The organism is Pseudomonas sp. LBUM1668 (genome assembly GCF_059695715.1).
In genome coordinates, this window is the sequence record NZ_CP166787.1 from 5981589 (window position 1) to 5998884 (window position 17296).

13 protein-coding genes are annotated in these 17296 nt (G+C 60.9%); 2 read left to right on the top strand and 11 right to left on the bottom strand.

Going from position 1 to position 17296, the window contains the following annotated elements; all coding sequences use genetic code 11:
* Positions 1–59 precede the first annotated feature (59 nt).
* Genes ACA061_RS27050 through hflK (ACA061_RS27065) form a run of 4 tightly spaced genes read right to left on the bottom strand, consistent with a single transcriptional unit; the run spans position 60 to position 6026 of the window.
* On the bottom strand, positions 60–1967 hold the full coding sequence (locus tag ACA061_RS27050; RefSeq protein WP_497300325.1) for a heavy metal translocating P-type ATPase: 1908 nt from the start codon (positions 1965–1967) through the stop codon (positions 60–62).
* Entirely contained in the window at positions 1964–3025 is a 1062-nt protein-coding gene (gene hflK, locus ACA061_RS27055; protein WP_150616943.1) for a protease modulator HflK, read from the bottom strand. Before hflK (ACA061_RS27055) ends, ACA061_RS27050 begins: the two co-directional genes overlap by 4 nt.
* Positions 3022–4068 carry a protease modulator HflC gene (gene hflC, locus ACA061_RS27060; RefSeq protein ID WP_497300326.1) on the bottom strand — a complete coding sequence of 349 codons (1047 nt, stop codon included), beginning with the start codon at positions 4066–4068 and terminating at the stop codon, positions 3022–3024. The genes hflK (ACA061_RS27055) and hflC overlap by 4 nt, the downstream gene beginning before the upstream one ends.
* On the bottom strand, positions 4065–6026 hold the full coding sequence (gene hflK, locus ACA061_RS27065) for a protease modulator HflK (RefSeq protein WP_497300327.1): 1962 nt from the start codon (positions 6024–6026) through the stop codon (positions 4065–4067). Before hflK (ACA061_RS27065) ends, hflC begins: the two co-directional genes overlap by 4 nt.
* 212 nt (positions 6027–6238) lie before the next feature.
* Here hflK (ACA061_RS27065) and lpdA point away from each other — a divergent pair, with 212 nt between their 5' ends.
* Positions 6239–7639 carry a dihydrolipoyl dehydrogenase gene (lpdA, locus tag ACA061_RS27070; protein ID WP_497300328.1) on the top strand — a complete coding sequence of 467 codons (1401 nt, stop codon included), beginning with the start codon at positions 6239–6241 and terminating at the stop codon, positions 7637–7639.
* 99 nt (positions 7640–7738) lie between these two features.
* Here the strand turns inward: lpdA and ACA061_RS27075 are convergent, their stop codons facing one another.
* Complete coding sequence (locus ACA061_RS27075) at positions 7739–8212, bottom strand: Lrp/AsnC family transcriptional regulator (protein WP_210553289.1); 474 nt, start codon at positions 8210–8212, stop codon at positions 7739–7741.
* A gap of 144 nt (positions 8213–8356) precedes the next feature.
* On the opposite strand from ACA061_RS27075, the gene ACA061_RS27080 reads away from it, so the two are divergent.
* A complete protein-coding gene (locus ACA061_RS27080; protein WP_150616947.1) occupies positions 8357–8986 on the top strand; it encodes a LysE family translocator in 630 nt (209 codons plus the stop codon).
* Here ACA061_RS27080 and ACA061_RS27085 read toward each other — a convergent pair.
* The 6 genes from ACA061_RS27085 to ACA061_RS27110 form a co-directional block, all read right to left on the bottom strand.
* Positions 8983–11121 carry a hypothetical protein gene (locus tag ACA061_RS27085; RefSeq protein WP_497300329.1) on the bottom strand — a complete coding sequence of 713 codons (2139 nt, stop codon included), beginning with the start codon at positions 11119–11121 and terminating at the stop codon, positions 8983–8985. The two genes, ACA061_RS27080 and ACA061_RS27085, sit on opposite strands and share 4 nt — an antisense overlap.
* The gene (locus ACA061_RS27090; protein ID WP_497300330.1) at positions 11108–12292 is read right to left on the bottom strand and encodes a DUF3142 domain-containing protein; all 1185 of its coding nucleotides are present in this window, start codon (positions 12290–12292) and stop codon (positions 11108–11110) included. Before ACA061_RS27090 ends, ACA061_RS27085 begins: the two co-directional genes overlap by 14 nt.
* Positions 12293–12441: 149 nt before the next feature.
* Positions 12442–13275, bottom strand: coding sequence for a class I SAM-dependent methyltransferase (locus ACA061_RS27095; RefSeq protein ID WP_497300331.1), 834 nt, complete (start codon positions 13273–13275; stop codon positions 12442–12444).
* 40 nt (positions 13276–13315) lie between these two features.
* The gene (locus ACA061_RS27100) at positions 13316–14203 is read right to left on the bottom strand and encodes a class I SAM-dependent methyltransferase (protein WP_497300332.1); all 888 of its coding nucleotides are present in this window, start codon (positions 14201–14203) and stop codon (positions 13316–13318) included.
* On the bottom strand, positions 14200–15504 hold the full coding sequence (locus ACA061_RS27105; RefSeq protein ID WP_497300333.1) for a glycosyltransferase: 1305 nt from the start codon (positions 15502–15504) through the stop codon (positions 14200–14202). Before ACA061_RS27105 ends, ACA061_RS27100 begins: the two co-directional genes overlap by 4 nt.
* The gene (locus ACA061_RS27110; RefSeq protein WP_497300334.1) at positions 15498–17150 is read right to left on the bottom strand and encodes a glycosyltransferase; all 1653 of its coding nucleotides are present in this window, start codon (positions 17148–17150) and stop codon (positions 15498–15500) included. Before ACA061_RS27110 ends, ACA061_RS27105 begins: the two co-directional genes overlap by 7 nt.
* Positions 17151–17296: the final 146 nt, after the last annotated feature.

Sequence of the window (17296 nt, forward strand, 5' to 3'; positions counted from 1 at the left end):
CCCGACACAGCACTAGAGAACGCTGCCCTGATAGCGTTACAGCGAGGCGAAAAATAATTTCAGATTTCTTCCTTGAGCTTGAGCAGCGGCTCTTGAAAGCGCAGCAATCGCCCGGCATTGCCCAACACCAGTAACGTGCTGAAGTTGTGCAGCAACGCAGCGATCATCGCCCCGGCGGCTCCGAGCCAGCCGAACGCTGCGAACACGACAATGGCCAGCGTCCAGCCCAGCCCGATGATCACGTTGACCTGCAAGGTTCGTCGACATTGGCGACTGAGCCGCACACAAGTGCCGAGCCGACGCAGATCGCTGCCGATCAACACGATATCGGCCGAAGCCAAGGCGATGTCTGCCCCGCCCGCGCCCATCGCCACACCGACCACGCCAGCCTTGAGCGCCAGCGAATCGTTGATGCCGTCGCCCACCACCATCGGCCGGAAACCGTCGTTGATTTCTTTCAGCACACGATTGAGTTTGTCCTCGGGCAACGCCTGGGCTTCGACTTCCTTCAGACCGACTTCGCGGGCCAGTGTCCGGGCCACGCTTTGGCGATCGCCGGTCAGCAACAGTTGCCGCCCCAGACCCAACTCACGCAGTTCACTGAGCGCAAATCGGGCTTCCGGTTTGACACTGTCAGCCAACAGCAGCCAGGCGAGAAACTCACCGTTCAAGGCCAGGCCGGCAATCGGTCCATCGTGTTCAGGGACGGTCGTCGTAGTGATGCCCAGTTGTGCGAACAACTCCGGGCGGCCAAGCGCCGCTTCGCCCTGCGCGGTCATGGCGACTACGCCGAGGCCCTGCCGTTCGTGGATATCGGTGAGTGGCAAACAGTCGTCCTGACTGACCAACCCCGCCAGCGCACGACTGACCGGATGACTGCTCGCCGCACCCAGACTGGCGGCGAGCGCCATGACCGTCGACTGATCCGCGTGCGAGCTGTTGATCGACTGCAAGCGCAAGGTGCCGTAAGTCAGGGTGCCGGTCTTGTCGACGACCAACGAGGTGAGATCGGCCAGCTCTTCGAGGAACGCCGAGCTGCGGATCAGAATCCCGTGCCGCGCCGCCACCGCCACGCCGGCAATCGCCGTAGCCGGTGCCGACAATACCAACGCACATGGACACGCGGCGACCAGCACCGCAAGCATCGCTTGCGCATCGTTGGTGATGAACCAGGTAACCGCCGCCAACAGCAATACCAGCACCATGTAACTGCCGGCATAGCGCTCAAGCAAACGAGTGATCGGCGGTTTCGAACGCTCGGCGTTTTGCATCAGCGCGATGACTTTGCCCAAGGTCGACTCGTCGCCAGTGCGGGTCACTTCGATGCGCAGCAAACCGTCGAGATTGATCGCGCCGCCAAACACCGTCATGCCGACGCTTGCTTCCACCGGCACGGATTCACCGGTAATCGACGCGGTGTCGAGACTGGCCTGGCCGGACAAAACCCGACCGTCCGCCGGCACTCGATCACCCGCGCGGACCTCGACGGTGTCACCGGATTTGAGCGTGCCGTTGTCGACTTCAACGATCGAGCCGTCAGCCTGAATCTTGCGTGCATGACTGCGGGTCAATTGACCGAGTGCGTGAATCGCTTCTTGCGAGCCAATGACGCTGCGTTCCTCCAGCACATGGCCGAAGATCATGATGATCGGCAGCAACGCGGCGGTCAGCAGATCGCCAGTCGCCCACGCCCCGAGCATCGCCAGGGCAATCAATTGGTCGGTGATGCCATGCAGGCTTGGATAACGCAGGCTGAACCACGCCGAACGCATCACCGGAACGGCGACCAATAAAGAAGCAACACCCAGCAGTAACTGACTGACACCGGTTTGTTCCGGCAGCAGCCAACGCCAGATCAGACCGAGGCCGAGCAAACCAAGCGCGAGCATGGCCAACGTCAGTTGACCCGCGGCGCGACGTTGTTCGGCTGAGGACAAAAGGCCCGGTGCAGCGGTGGTCTCGCTCATTGACTGGCTCCCTGAATGATCAGGCGGGAATCGTCTTTCGGATCGACCGTAGTCACTGATCCGGCCTGGCCAAGAATTTTCGGCATGCGCTCGCGATACAGGCGCAGGAACATTTGCGGGTCAGTGCCATTCAATTGGGCCTTGGCCAGACTCGACACCGTAGCGGTGTCAGCAGACGCTTTGGCCAGGCGCTCACCCGCCTGAGCGTGAGCGACTTGCAGCGTACGATCGGCTTGTTCGTTGGCGGACTGGGTGAGTTTCTCGGCATCAGTGCGAGCGTTGGCCACGGCTTTGTCGGCTTGTTGGCTGGCGGTCAGCACCGCGTTGAACGCGCTGACGGCGAGACTGGGCAGACTGGACTGCACATCAACCCGTGCCACCTCGATGCCTATGCCCTGCCCGCTGGTTTTCAGTTCAGCCAGGCGTTGGTTGATGCCTCGGACCAGATCACCGCGCAAGCGCTCGCGACGTTCGGCAGCCTGATTATCGGCACCGATCAATTCCGGTCGGGCCACCAGAATGGTGTCCAGATCCCGCGCGGCGGTCAGTGCCACGGCGCTGCGAGTGACCAGCCGATCAAGCGCTGGCAGCACATGATCACCCTGCAGCACGAAGTCATAGGGATCGGTCACTTTGTAAAACACTCGCACATCCAGTTGCACGACGCCGGCGTCACCGGTCAATAAATAACCAGATCCAGCCAGTGCATCACTGAGCGGCGTGGCAAACGTGGCGACCCGATCAGCCTTCAAGGCCTCATCGTTGCGCAGCAGATTTTCCACGCGACGCTCTATCACTCGATCTGCCGCTGGCAGCAAAACCACCTGCTCGAATGGCTGCGGCCAAGCCAACAGCAAACCGGCATTCTGGATGCGATCCAGCGCACCAAAGTGCAAAACCACGGCGCGATTCTGCGGATCAATCTGCCGGACATTCGAGAATGCCCACGCCACCGCGGCCAGCACGGTCACGGCGTAGAGGGCAAAAAACGCCAAACGTCCGGCCTGAATCCACGGACTGTTCAGCGAATATGTTCCACGTGGAACTTCTTCACTCATGGTTGCGATCCGGTTTTGCTGTCGAGATTCGGCGGGCCGTCGACCAGCACACGGAATGGCGCGGCATCGGTGCGCAGAATCAGCTTGGTGTCTGGGGTGACGATGGTGCCGAGGGTGTCCAGCGAACGCAGCAAGTTATACAACTGCGGTGAACTGGCGTAGGCGCGACCGTAGATCTGCGCGGCCTCGACGCGAGATTGAGCTTCGATATCCGCGGCTTTCACCGTGGCATCTGCTTGAACAATCCGCGCATCACGCTCGGCGGCAGAGCGAATTTGCGCGGCTTCGCGCTTGCCGATGGCGGTGCGTTCGGTGGCAATTGTTTCACGCTCGGCGCGCATCCGATCGACCGTGGCGGTGAGTGTCACTGACGGCAAGGTCAACCGCTCGATACCCACCTGCACCACTCGCACGCCGTAAGTCGCGAGGAGTTGCTGATCGATTTGCTGACGCAGCTGTGCCTCGAATTCGGCGATGTGTACCTGACTCGCATCGGTGTTAACCAGATTCGCCAGATCAAAACTGCCGGCGGTGGTTTCCAGTGCCGAGCCTACAAACGTGCGAATCTGCCGTGCTGCTTCGTCCGGCTGGTTCTGCACGGCGCGCATGAAGCGCTGCACATTGTCCGGATCGCCCTGCACCTGCCACGCCACATAAGCCTGGACGATGATGCGCAAACCATCCCGGGTGCCAACATCCTGCAAACCGCTGGAGGTGGTACGCAAGCGCAGATCCACCGGGATCGCAGCTTCGAATGGCGCGGGCCAGCGCCAGCTCAAACCGGGATCGAGCAACACCCGCGACGGATTCCCGAACCGGGTAATGACCGTGGCTTCACCGGAGCGCACTTGCACCAGGCTCGCCGCGGCGATGGCGAACGCCACCAGCAAAGCCGCCCAACCCACGCGCCGCCATGGAAAAGGCCCCGCCTCTTCCGGCGCGCCGTGGTGATGATGCCCATGATGATGGTGATGTCCGCCGTGGCCATGGCCGTGATCGTGGCCGCCGTGGTCATGATGATCGTGAGTGTGCGACTGGCTCAATGGGCGACTCCTGGTTGAGCGGTAGAACGTGCGGGCGTCGGATCGGCCGGCAGCGTGAACGTACGCAGATCGATAGTCGGCGCGTTATTGCTACCGCCCAGTCGATGGTCGAGTACCAGCAATTTGGCTTTGCTCAGGCCTTGGCTGAGCTGACTGAGGTATTGCTCAAGGACGAACGCCTGACCCGCGCTGGCGTAGGCTTTTTGTTCAGCACTGAATTTCAGATCCGCTGCCTGCGCGGCGGCGCTGATTTCACGCGCGTTGGCGCTGGCCTGATCGCGAGCGAGGCTGGCCTGCAATTGCGCCTGATTACTCGCTTGCGCTGCGGCACCACGTTCGCGGGAGATCAACGCCTGCGCCCCGATCTGCGCCGCTTGCACGCCGTGATAGGCATTGGCTGCTCCGGCCGGCGGATGAATCGCCTCAACGACCGTGGCGAGAATTTCCACGCCGCTGTCGAGTCGTTGCAGATCGCTTTGCACCGCTCGGCCGATTTCTTCACCCAGCCCTACCCTGTCCGCACCGAGCAAGCCGTCAAGGGTGCGCGAAGCAAAATCGTGGACCAGAATCCGGCTGGCGGTGCTGCGGATCAGCGTCGGCACATCGGCGCTGTTGTAGGTAGCCGCCAGCGCTGCCTGGTCGGTGAGGCCGATGCGATAGACGAAACGCACATCCATGTTGACGATCTGAAAGCTCTGCTGCGCATCACGGCTGCTGGCGATGACTTGAGATTTATCATTCACATGGCTGGCGTCCCACAAGCGGTTGGCCGTGGACGGCGCCGGGCCTTCAGCGGGAACAGCTTGAACCGGCGCCGGATTTTCGCCAACGCTGGTCGCGAGTTCATGCACCACGCCGTTTTCAACGCTCAACACCCGGCCCAGTGGCCAAGGCAATCCTGCGTGCAAACCAGGGCCGAACACCTGCACCGGTTTGCCGAAACGTTCGTAGATGCCTCGACCCTGCAAGGGGATTTCATGCAGACCGGTCAGCAACCAGCCGACTGCCACGACCAACGCCAACACCGGCAAAAACGCCCGGCGCATGTAGCTGAACGCCCAGATCTGGCGTAGATCAATGCCAAAGCGATTGTGTAATTCGTGCTGTAGCGCCAGCAAAGGCTGGGGCGGCCAGCGCAGCATGTCAGCGACAAAACTGCGCGCGAGCAGCGTCGGTTCAAGCTGTTCGCGTTGAGGGCTGAATACCGACAGAACGGCGCGCAATAGCAGCTCGATCGCAACCAAACCCGGCAAGATTCCGATAAGTACCGCCAGACGAACCGGCCAAACGGAAGTTTCTGCGGCGAACAACAAACACAGAGCGCCCAATACCAGACTGATGATCGCTACACGCGTCAGTTGGGCCAGCGAACTCGCTTCAGGCCATTGCGCAGGGTTTTCCTGAGCCAGTTGCCGCTCCAGCACCAACAAGCCGAACGCCAATAACAACGCCAAAGCGGCGCCGACTGTGGCCGGGACACCGACAGCCGCGGACGGTAACGTCAGGTTCCACACCTGCTCGATGCTGAGCACAATCAGCAACGCCCAACCGCCCAGCCACAACGTCGCTGCGCCGATTAGTCCAAGCAGATGCACGCTACGTCGGCTCAAGCGATCGAGCAGGCGTTCATACCAGCCATCCGCCGCGGTCTGCTCATCAACAGTCAATGGCATGGCTGACAGTGGATTCATCACCCGTGCACGCCACTGCGTCACCCACCAGGCCGATTGCAGCCCGGCAACCACCACCAGCAATGCCGCGCTCTGGTTGATCAGCAGCGGCAGCCACAACGACTGCGGCGCAAATAACCCGACAAAAAACGCCAGCACCCATCCCGCCCCGGCCAATGCACCAAGGCCGATCGCCAAACGACGCAACCTTCGGCCCTGCGCGGCCGCCTGCTGAAAGCGCGGCAGTCCGGCAACTTGCGTGCCTTCAACCTCCAGATCGACTTGCATATCACCCCAAAGCCATCGGCTCACTGCTCATATTGTTACGATATAACGAAAGTCGTGAAATATTTGTGCACAAATTGCGCTTATCTAAAGATGCCTGACCTGTCGCCTGCCTGAAGCCTTGACCGAAATATCTGCAAGCGCACATATTACGCTTGTAATTTTGTGCGATGACTACTTTTAACGATCTGCATCCATCCATCAGGAGCAAGCGCATGAGCAACTATGACGTGGTGATTCTGGGCGGCGGCCCCGGTGGCTATAACGCGGCGATCCGCGCCGGCCAGTTGGGTCTCAAGGCTGTCTGCGTCGAAGGCCGGGCAACCCTCGGTGGCACCTGCCTGAACGTCGGTTGCATGCCCTCGAAAGCCTTGCTGCATGCTTCGGAGCTGTACGAGGCGGCCATGGGTGCGGAATTCGCCAACCTCGGCATCGAGGTCAAACCGACCCTCAATCTCACGCAGATGATGAAGCAGAAAGACGAGAGCGTGACCGGCCTGACCAAGGGTATCGAGTTCCTGTTTCGCAAGAACAAGGTCGACTGGATCAAGGGCTGGGGCCACATCGACGGCCCGGGTAGAGTCACCGTCACCGACGATAAGGGCAGCAAGACCGAACTGACCGCCAAGGACATCATCATCGCCACAGGTTCCGAGCCCACTCCCCTGCCCGGTGTCGAGATCGACAACCAGCGCATCCTCGACTCCACCGGCGCGTTGTCGCTGAGCGAAGTGCCCAAACATCTGGTGGTGATTGGTGCTGGCGTGATCGGCCTCGAACTGGGATCGGTGTGGCGGCGTCTCGGCGCGCAGGTCACCGTAGTCGAATACCTCGACCGCATCTGCCCCGGTGTCGATGGCGAGGCCGGCAAAACCCTGCAGCGCTCGCTGAGCAAGCAAGGCATTGCCTTCAAATTGAGTTCGAAAGTCACCAGCGCCACCACTTCGGCAAACGGCGTGCAGCTCAGCGTCGAGCCTGCGGCGGGCGGCAGCGCCGAATTGCTGGAAGCCGATTACGTTCTGGTCGCCATCGGCCGCCGCCCATACACCCAAGGCCTGGGCCTGGAAAACGTCGGGTTGAGCACCGACAAGCGCGGCATGCTCGCCAACCAGCAGCATCGCACCGAAGCCGCGGGGGTCTGGGTGATCGGCGACGTGACGTCCGGGCCGATGCTCGCGCACAAGGCTGAAGACGAAGCCATGGCCTGCGTCGAGCAGATCCACGGCAAGGCAGGTGAGGTCAATTACGACTTGATCCCCAACGTGATCTACACCAGGCCGGAGCTGGCCAGCGTTGGCAAGACCGAAGAGCAGCTCAAGGCCGAGGGACGCGCCTATAAGGTCGGCAAGTTTCCGTTCACCGCCAACAGTCGGGCGAAGATCAATCACGAGACCGAAGGGTTTGCCAAAGTCCTCGCCGATGAGCGCACGGACGAAGTGCTTGGCGTGCACCTGGTCGGGCCGAGCGTGAGTGAGATGATTGGCGAGTTTTGCGTGGCGATGGAGTTCAGCGCTTCGGCCGAGGACATTGCCCTGACGTGCCATCCGCATCCGACGCGCTCCGAGGCATTGCGCCAGGCGGCGATGAATGTGGAGGGGATGGCGACGCAAATGTAGAAGATCAAAAGATCGTCCGAACGCAGCCCGAGCTTCGGCAGCTCCTACCTGAAATGCGTACCCTGTAGGAGTTGCCGAAGGCTGCGATCTTTTCGGTTTTCAGGACGGAAGATGCCCCAACGGCAACGCCCCCGGGGTCTTTACCGTATGAATCGCAAAGTTGCTGCGAATATCACTCACCCCAGGCAGTTTGAGCAGGCAACCGCTGAGAAAACGGTCGTACGCACGAAGGTCTGGCACCACCACTTGCAGCAAGAAATCTGACTCCCCCGATACCAGAAACGCTGAAATCACCTCCGGCAATGCAGTGACCGCTTTGTAAAAGGCTTCAGCCTGTTCATCGTTGTGCCGCTCGACCTTGACCCCGACAAACACCGTCAATCCCAGCCCCACTTCATCGCGATCCAGATTGGCCTGGTATCCACGAATCACCCCGGCCTCCTCCAGCATTCGCACGCGCCGCAAGCACGGCGACGCCGACAGGCCGATCTCGTCCGCCAGCTCGACATTGCTCAGGCGTCCGTCCCGTTGCAGCGCGGCGAGAATCTTGCGATCAAAGGCGTCGAGTTTCATGGTTGGCAGATCCCGATTGTGTCAGCAGAAAAAACAAGCAGGTTATGCCAATCACGTGGAATTTTGAAGCGGACTACGCAAGCACCTGCCCCGCCCTTCGGCCCTAGACTGACTTCACCAAATCGACAACGAAAGGGGTGTGGCATGGCGAGTCTCTGGCTGTTTTTCCTGGCATTGGCCGTGGTTTTTCTTTTGCCTGGGCCGGACATGATCCTGTTGCTGCAAACCGGCGCCCGTGAGGGTCGCGGTGCGGCGCTGGCCACCGCAATCGGTCTTGGGATTGCCCGGGGTTGTCATGTCGCGTTGGCGGCGTTGGGGCTGGCAGCGTTGTTCAAGGCTGCGCCGTGGACGTTCGAAGTGGTGCGGCTGGCCGGGGCGGCGTATCTGCTGTGGATCGGCATTCAATGCCTGCGTAGCACGCTGGTGCCGAACCTGAATGGCGGGGATGTTGCCCAGACTCAGGGCCAATGGCGTGAAGCGGTCCGGCGCGGCTTGCTGACCAATCTGCTTAATCCCAAGGCGCTGCTGTTCTGCTCGGTGCTGTTGCCACAATTCATCGTCGCCGACGGTGCGCCCGTGCTGACCCAGTTCGCCATGCTCGGCGTGCTACTGGTCGGTGTCGGCTTGCTGTTCGACAGCGCCTACGCCTTGACCGGCGCCGCGCTGGGCCGTTGGCTGCAACACAGTCCAACGGCCCAACGGGTTCAACAATGGCTGTTCGGCAGCCTGTTGATCGGCTTTGCGCTGCGCCTGACGTTCATCCAGCAGGCTTAGCTTTTGCGTGCCTTGCGCTGCCGGCGAGTGATCAGCAACAAAGCCGTGCCAACCACCAGCAGGATCGCAGCAATCTGCACCGGCCATTTGTACGGCCGCAGCGTGGCGCGCACCGAATCGGTCACTTGGGTGACATAACGCTTGTCAGCGTTTTCGAAATCCGGATATGGGCATTGATTGCCAAAATCCACCGCCCACGGCACGTAAGGCCCTTCCTTCACGTAGCGTTGATACAGCGCGCTTTGTTCTTCCAGGCTGCTGTTGAAACCAACGGCATTGCACAACACGGCGGCGAATGCCTGACTGGTGTGCGGCAAATTATCGGCAGCGCGACCGGCCAGAGCGGTGGCGACAAACCGATAGTGAAAACGCTGATCCGGCTGAGCCTCACTGGTTTTCTGGCGTTGCAACTCGGCTTCGCTCACCAGCGGTCCGACTTTCAACTCAGTGTTTTCCAGGCTGAAACCGCCACCAAACACCGCGTAATCCGGCGCCATTTCATAACCGAGAATGTCCATGCCCCATTCGCGGGCGGTCCACGCCGCGTTATACAACGCACTGGCGCGTCTGGTTGGCCACCACGCGGCATCAGCCTTGAGCCGCTGCTCGGCATAAAGACGAGCCTTGTGTTGCAGATCGGGGTTGTCGAAATAGCTGATCGCCGCCTCGTAATGCCCTTCGCGCAACAAACGTCGGCCCAACAAATTGCGTAGCTTCGCTGCCACTGAAAGGGGGACGTAGTTGTCACGCTCCTCTTGAGTCAACACCGCAGGAGCCGGAACCGTTTCGTCGACATACTGCTTGAGTTCGGCGACCGTCAGCACCCGCTCGGCGACTGCTGCAGCATCGAACCAGTAGACGTCGTTGCTGCGATACAACTGCACGAAGGCCTGCAGGTATTCACCGCGTTGCAGTGCAAGAATTGCGCTTTCACCCTCGACCCGACATTTCGGCTGGACCGTTTCATAGGCCCAGTCTGTCGTACGTCGGTAACCCCAATCCTCGGTCTGTGGGAAGGCCTGCGCGGCTTTGGCGTAGGCTGCCGCGGCGGCATTTTTATCACCGTCGCGCAGCGCCAGTTTCGCCCGCAACCACCAGGCGAGTCCGCCGTCGCCGGCATTTTCGAGGAAGGCTTTGGCGCTGGCGTAGTCACCCTGTTGATAATTCACAGCGGCCAGCCGATCGGCGTTTTCGAGGCTGCCGCGAGTGCTGTTTTGCAGGAGCTTGACCAGTTTTTTCTCGTTCGGCGGTTCATCGCCGAACGACCAGCCCTGACGACTGAGCAACGATGCGGTGACAAGTTGCTGCACCGGTTTGTGTTCCAGCAACCGTGCCAGCTCAACCTCAGGCAGTTGCGCCAGTTCATTCATCAACTGCTTCAGCGAGGTGTTGCCTACCGCAGAACCGTGCAGGTTCTGCGCCTCATACAGTTCGATCGCGCCGGCCCAGTCGCCAGTGGTGCGCAATATCCGCGCCTCTTCCCCGAGACTGGCGACGCCGAGCTCCAGCGGATCGCTGAAACCGTCGATGCTCAGTTGGCGAGTCTGACGAAATGCTGCGCGAGAGTGCTCCAGCGCCTCGACCGCGTCGGGTGCCTCGGTGCTCATGGCAAACCAGGTGCGCCCCAGGGAGTACGCGGCCCACGTGCTGCGCAAAGAACGCTGATCCGCTGGCAGCGCCAGCAGCTTGTCGAAATATGCCACCGCCAGTTGATGTTCGCCCGTCGCAAACGCTACCGCGCCTGCCACATAAAGACGAATCTCCGCTGGCAGACTGGCACCCTGCACCTCGACCTGACGCGCATCCGTCAAACCGCGCAGCTGTTTTAACAGCGCCTGTTGTTCAGGCGTGAGTCCGGCCTGCTCGGCCTTGTCACGCTGTTCGACCGTTTCAGTCGACTGCGCATAGGATTCGTTCGGGTTATAGGTCGCGGCGGTGACGTTCTTCAGCCCGGCGATGGTTTTACCCAGGCGACTCAGCTCAAAGTTGAAGTTGCCCTCCGGCAGCTCCGCCATCGTCTGCCCGCGATTATCGAGCAGGCGCATCGGGAAGTCCGGGCCGCAGGCCAGCGCCGAACCCAGCGGCAGGCTGAGGCTCAGGCAGAGCAGATGGCGGGGCCAGTTACGGGTCAACATGCGAACCTCCTTGATCAATATTTGCGCAACGCGCCCAACCAATGGCGCGCTGCCCGTTCGCCGGCAATCGGCCGTCGCGAAGGCGGGTGAAGGTAAGCAGATCCGGGCTTTGTTGCAACGAGTAACCGGCGAGCGCGTCAGCGCCTTCGCAATCACGTGCCTTCAGGGTGATCCGCGCGGGCCAGGCGCTGTCGAGGTTGCCGGTGTTGATGAGCTTGATATCGTAGAGGCCGCTCTGCTCGCTGAACGTCACGTCGAGTTGGCTGTGCAGCGTATCGCCCCGCGCTACGGCGCGCAGCGTGGTCAAACTCCAGGCGCGACGGTCGTTGACCAGCGGCAGACGAAACCAGATCAGGCCGGCCAGGTGTTTTGGCGGATCGTCACGCAGCGTTTTACCCAGTCGGCTCAGTTGCAGCGGATCGGCCAGCAATTCGCGGCGCTCACCGCCACGTTCAAGCTGAACCTCGCTTTCCACAACGGGGGCGCCGGCGACATCCGGCAACAGCGCCACGCCATAGGCCGGTAGCGCCAGGTAGAACGGTTTGTCGGTGAGCCGCGCCCAAGCCTTGGCCCACTTCAACGCTTGATCAGGATCAAACAAGCCTCGCCGTGGATCGCTGACCGCATGCACTTGCAGCACGCTGCTGTCGACCGTGGCCAGCAACGCAGGCAGCTGCGAACTGTCGAGCCACGCGGGCAGCGCGGTGATGCTCAACGGCAACGTCGTCGGCAACGCGGAGCGCAGATGAGTAAGGAATTGTGCGTAGGCCGGCAGCCGCGCATTGCCGGCGTCGTGGTCGATCTCCACGCCACTCAGAGTCAGACCTTGCGCCTGCCAATCTGCAACGACCTGAAGAATCTGCGCCGTGACCTGTTGCTGATCCAGCGCCTGGAGTTGGCCGTCGAGGCGAATCACCGCGATCAACGGACGACCATCGTTTTTCAGCAACGGCGCATCGATGCGCGCCCGGCTCCATCCTTCATGGGGGAAGGCCTGCAACGCCAACACGCGCAGAGTGGAAAAATCACTTCGGCTGTCGCGCAATGCCGCCTCATGGGCAGGCGTCCATTGGCGTTGCCAGACGTAGAGCTGCTGATCGAGTGGCGGTGCGGTCTGCTGATCGCAAGCAGACAGCATGATCAAAGCCAATAGACCCAGGAAAAACCGCATACCTTCCAATCCCTGAAAACCACAAGGCTGCAAGGTTACACAAAACCTGTAGGAGTGAGCCTGCTCGCGATGGCGCAATGTCAGTCTATAGAGATGTCAACCGACACACCGCTATCGCGAGCAGGCTCACTCCTACATTAGCTGCAGGCTCAAGGCTTGCGGGCGATGATCACCTGACTCTTCGCCACCACCGTTTCCAGCGCATCTTTGATCTGTGCACCGCGGGGTGACGAGAGCAAGGCTTGCCAGGTATTGGCCCAGTGGTTGAGCAACGGGTGATCGGGATTGCTCAGGTCGACCTTCGCCTCCCAGAACAGCAGCATCCACATCGACCAGTAAAAGCCGTACTGACTGTGGCTGATGACCTCAAGGCCGGCATCACTGACCATGGTCTTGAACTGTTCTTCGCTGATGATGCGAATGTGATTGGGTTTCTCGTAATACGCCGGTGCAGCAATGTCTTTTTGCAGGTCTTCGGAGCTCGGGTGCGGCACGCTCAACAGATACAACGCCCCCGACTGGCCGACGCGCACCAGTTCAGCGAGGAACTGCGCCGGATCGTCGACATGCTCGAGGACTTCGGTGGAGACCACGCGGGTGGCGCTGGCATCGGCAATCGGCAGTGGATTGCCGTCGGTGACGTGGCACTCGACACTGCGCGCCGGGGTCTCGCTCAAGCGCTGGCGGGCCTGTTCGATCTTGTCGCCGTCAATGTCGGCGACAATCAGCCGGGCCCCACGCCTGCCGCAAAACTGCATGTTGCCGCCGTCACCGCAGCCGACATCGATCACGATGTCATCCGCCGATACCGGGAAGCCTTTATATAGCTCTCCCGTCTCCTCGTTGAACCAGCCGCTGAGCTGGGCATCGTGCAGACCGAGCATGAACGGATCGACCTTCTCGGCGACCGGCGTGACCGCAGCGACGGGCGCAGCAACCGGGGCGGGGGTCGCCGCTGTGAGTTTTCTCAAAAAGCTCAGCATGAGGTGGCTCCAAAATTGATATTCATGATCAGTTCGCCGCTCATGGCGTCTGTCCCGCGTCCAGCGGCTTGCGGGCGATGATCACCTGGCTCTTGGGCATGAAACGGTCAAGCGTCTGCTTGATGGCGAGACCTTCGGGTTGATCGAGCAAGTCTTGCCAGGTTCTGGCCCAGCTCTCCATCAATGGCATGAACGGCTCCTGGATTCGATCTCGTACCGCACCGGCAGGATCCCGACCGGCCGCACGCTCGCCGGCCCAGAAAAAGATCATGCCCATCACCCAGAAAAAGCCGTTGGCCTGACGATGCTCGATCACCAGACCTGCGTCCTCTACCAACGCGGCGAAGCGCTCCGCGGTATAAATCTGCACATGATTGGGTGATTGGTAGTAACTGGCCGGAGCAATGCCTTTTTGCAGATGTTCGCCAACCGGCGCCGGCACGCTGAGCAGGTATTGCGCGCCGGGACGGCCCATTCGCACCAGTTCGGCCATGAACGGCTCAGGCTGGTCGATATGCTCCAGCACTTCCATGCACACCACTTTGCTCGCGCAACCATCGGCCAGCGGCAGCGGCAAACTGTTGCTGACCAGTCCGAGATTCAGCTGGCGGCTTTGCGCTTCGACCTGACGAGCGAGTTCGCGCACCTTGTCCAGCTCACTGTCGGTGAAGATCACCGAGGCGCCTTGGCGGACCGCAAACAGTGTCGCGACACCTTCGCCGCAACCCACATCGAGCAACGTATCGTCAGCCGTGATTGCAAAGCCTTTGAGCAGCTCACCGCTGTCACCCAAAAACCAGCCGTCGAGAACGGCGTCACGCAAACCGACGTCGCGCGGCGAAACCGTATCGCGTGGAACAGGCGTCGGCTCTGGTACAGAGGCCGGTACAGGTGCCGGGCGAAAGCGGGCGAGCAGACGCCGGATCATGCGCCCGAGGCTTCCACGGATACCGCCTCGGCGGTGGCTGAGCGCGGGGCAAAAAATGCCCGCAAACGCTGTTCCGCAGTGGCCTGGCTACAAAACCGTTGCAGGCTGCGCACGGCTTCGGTCGACATCGCGGCGTAACGCGGCTGATCGGTTTTCGCCACCTCATAACTGGCGCGATAGGCCACACACAGCGAATCCCAATTGGTCATGTAACGCATCGTGCGGTAGGCGGCGCGTGGGTCATGCGGCCAGGCCGTCAGCTCTTCGGTGAAGTCGACGATGAACGCGTTGTCGCTGTTCACGTAGTCGGCCATCGCCGTGTTCAATGGCGCGATGGCCGGTTTGCCGCAAGACATGAATTCCATCAGCGGCAGGCACTGGCCTTCACCATAGGAACTGTTGACCACGTAGCTGGTGGCTTGCACCAGCCGTTCGTAATCACCGTCCGCCAGATAGCCGTGAATCAGCACGATCCGGCATTGGTAGGACTGGTTCTTGTACAAGTGGTGGAGCATGTCGGTAAGCGCATTGGCGATGTCGTGGTGCGTGAGTTTCAGCACCAGCGTCGCATCGGGAGTGTCGCGGAACGTGGTGCAGAACGCGCTGATCATGTCCTGCCAGTTCTTGCGCCCGTCGTAAGGATTGAACACTGAGGTGTAGACCACGCCTTCGAGCTGCAACGGACAATCCTGCGCCGGCGCGGCAAAGGACATCGGCGTGCCTTCGCAGTGTCCGGGTGGCCCATAAGGCCGCAAGTCGACGGTGCGACTGTCGATCAGCAGCCCACGCAGGTTCAGCGTGACCGGCTCGACCACAGGGCGTCGTTCCAGATGCTCACCGCGTGCGGCGAAGCGATCCCACACCGGCGCGGGGATCGCGCAGACCGGATAGTCGTCGCCCATCACATCGCGCACGGTGTTGACCGTGAATGTCGAATGGGTAATCGCCCGGCCACAGGCTTCAAGCACCACACGCCAGTCGTGGCGCGGTTCGCCCTGCCAGCTCTCGGTGGGAATGGTGCTGAACTCCCAGGCAAACACCGGGATGGTCGGGCAGGCGTAATGAATCGGCGTGCGGTGCGGCGGCGAGAACGACAGGTAGACGCACTCTTCACCCCGGCTCAGACAGTCGAAATACAGGCGATCCACCAGTTCGTCGGGGTTGCTGACTTCGATGACCTGACCAATGCGCTCCAGCACCGGGCGAAACTCCTTGAGCACAAAGTAGTAGCTGTACTCGGGCCGTCCGAGGTTCTGCTGGATGTTGCTCTTGTTGGTTTCCGAATGAATGATGATCAACATGAGGCGGCCCTCGACTCAACCGTCAGCGGCGTGGTTTCGCCCTGCGCCTTGAGCTCGAAAAACTGCATCACGCGCTGCTGAACCGGGGCAAAGCCGCAGTAATCGCGCATGCGTTCATTGGCTGCCGCGGCCATCGCCTGATACCCGTCAGGATGGTTTTTGGCCATGGCGTAACTGTCCTCATAGGCGGCTTTCAGCGAGCCCCAGTCCGGGCGATGGCGCAAGGTGCGGTAGAGGATGCGCACATCCTCCGGCCAGATCGTCGGCTCATGGCTGGACTTGACGACGAATCCGACCTGCTCATCGATATAGTCGCGCATCGCCGTGTGGTTCGGGGCAATCACCGGTTTGGCGCAGGCCATGAATTCCATCAGCGGCAGGCACAAACCTTCGCAGCGCGAAGCGTTGACGTAGAAACTCGCGGCACCGTAAAGCCTGGCGAACTCCTCGTCATCCAGATAGCCATGCATGACCACCACCCGACAGGCAAACGGCGAGAGTTGCGAGAGCAAGGTGATCAAGTGAACGTAGTAGCTCGACAAGTCGTTCTGGGTGATTTTCAACACCAGCGTGGCGTCTTCGTTGTCACGCATGGCCCAGCAGAAGGCGGTGATCAGGTGATGCCAGTTCTTGCGACCGTCCGCGGGATTGAACACGCTGACATAGACCACGCCACTGACGTCGATCTGTACCTGCTCGCTGGTGTCGGGCAACGCCGCTTGCGGATGCGCGTCAGGCTTCATCGCCTCGCTCACGGTGGTGGGCACCGGCAAGGGTGCTGCTGGCGGGGGCGGCGTGCGCAATTTGGTCAGTTGCTGACGGACAGCGTCCGGCACCACATCGCACACGGCTTCGCGATACCACATCAGCAGGTTGTGCTTGAGTAAAAACAACGGCGGGTGTTCGGCAGGCGCCGTCAGCGCCCGGAAGCTTTCGCGCAAGTAGTGTTTGGAAATGAATACGCGTCGGCGCAAGGTCAGTGGCACAGGTGCTTCGGGTTCTGACTCAGGTACAGGTTCGGGTTCGGGCTCGGGTTCCGCCAGGCCGCGAGTTTCCAGCTCCTGCTCATTGAATATCGGCGCGATCAAGCCATCGGCGGACAGCCCCAGCACGCGGCTGTCGATGATGCAGCCCTTGATCTGCAGCGTGCTGCCCGGGTTTACCGGGACACTTGGATAGTCGCTGCGCACGTGCGCAAAGCGCTCCCACAACGGTGTGGGCAGCACCAGCACGGGGAAGTCTTCACCCAGAGTCCGGCGGATCGCCTGCGCGGTATGGGTGGACAAGGTAATCACCCGGCCATGACGTGCCAGGGTCTGGCTCCAGTCCTGACGAGGATCGTCGTCGCAGCACTCGGACGGGATCGAGTCATACTCCCAGGCAATCACGCAGACCATCGGGCACTGCAAATCGATCGGGGTTTTGTGCGGTGGCGAAAACGAAAGGAACAGGCATGCCTGACCGGCTTCACTCAGCTGCCGGTACAGCGGATCGACCTCGTCGACCGACGCCACCACATGCACGCGGCCAAGGCTTTCCAGCACCGGCCGATAAGCCTTGAGCACGAAGTAGTAACTGTATTCGGGACGCCCGAGACTCTGGCTGATGGAGCTGTCGTTGACGTCCGAGTAAAGAATGAAATTCATGGCATCCCACGATGAAGCAGCCATTCCGACCGCTTCATGCTATGACGGCCGGACGTCGGATCAAGTCGGCATCACCGGAGCTTGAACTTCATCTACAGGCACGTCTTCGTTCTTGTTTTAGTGGTTGGTTTCACCCTGTTGCGCAA

What these genes read in the sequence shown, in the direction of transcription:
- ACA061_RS27050 (WP_497300325.1), bottom strand. Translation starts at nt 1,967, where the DNA reads ATGAGCGAGACCACCGCTGCACCGGGCCTTTTGTCCTCAGCCGAACAA.
- hflK (WP_150616943.1), bottom strand. Translation starts at nt 3,025, where the DNA reads ATGAGTGAAGAAGTTCCACGTGGAACATATTCGCTGAACAGTCCGTGG.
- hflK (WP_497300327.1), bottom strand. Translation starts at nt 6,026, where the DNA reads ATGCAAGTCGATCTGGAGGTTGAAGGCACGCAAGTTGCCGGACTGCCG.
- lpdA (WP_497300328.1), top strand. Translation starts at nt 6,239, where the DNA reads ATGAGCAACTATGACGTGGTGATTCTGGGCGGCGGCCCCGGTGGCTAT.
- ACA061_RS27075 (WP_210553289.1), bottom strand. Translation starts at nt 8,212, where the DNA reads ATGAAACTCGACGCCTTTGATCGCAAGATTCTCGCCGCGCTGCAACGG.
- ACA061_RS27080 (WP_150616947.1), top strand. Translation starts at nt 8,357, where the DNA reads ATGGCGAGTCTCTGGCTGTTTTTCCTGGCATTGGCCGTGGTTTTTCTT.
- ACA061_RS27085 (WP_497300329.1), bottom strand. Translation starts at nt 11,121, where the DNA reads ATGTTGACCCGTAACTGGCCCCGCCATCTGCTCTGCCTGAGCCTCAGC.
- ACA061_RS27090 (WP_497300330.1), bottom strand. Translation starts at nt 12,292, where the DNA reads ATGCGGTTTTTCCTGGGTCTATTGGCTTTGATCATGCTGTCTGCTTGC.
- ACA061_RS27095 (WP_497300331.1), bottom strand. Translation starts at nt 13,275, where the DNA reads ATGCTGAGCTTTTTGAGAAAACTCACAGCGGCGACCCCCGCCCCGGTT.
- ACA061_RS27100 (WP_497300332.1), bottom strand. Translation starts at nt 14,203, where the DNA reads ATGATCCGGCGTCTGCTCGCCCGCTTTCGCCCGGCACCTGTACCGGCC.
- ACA061_RS27105 (WP_497300333.1), bottom strand. Translation starts at nt 15,504, where the DNA reads ATGTTGATCATCATTCATTCGGAAACCAACAAGAGCAACATCCAGCAG.
- ACA061_RS27110 (WP_497300334.1), bottom strand. Translation starts at nt 17,150, where the DNA reads ATGAATTTCATTCTTTACTCGGACGTCAACGACAGCTCCATCAGCCAG.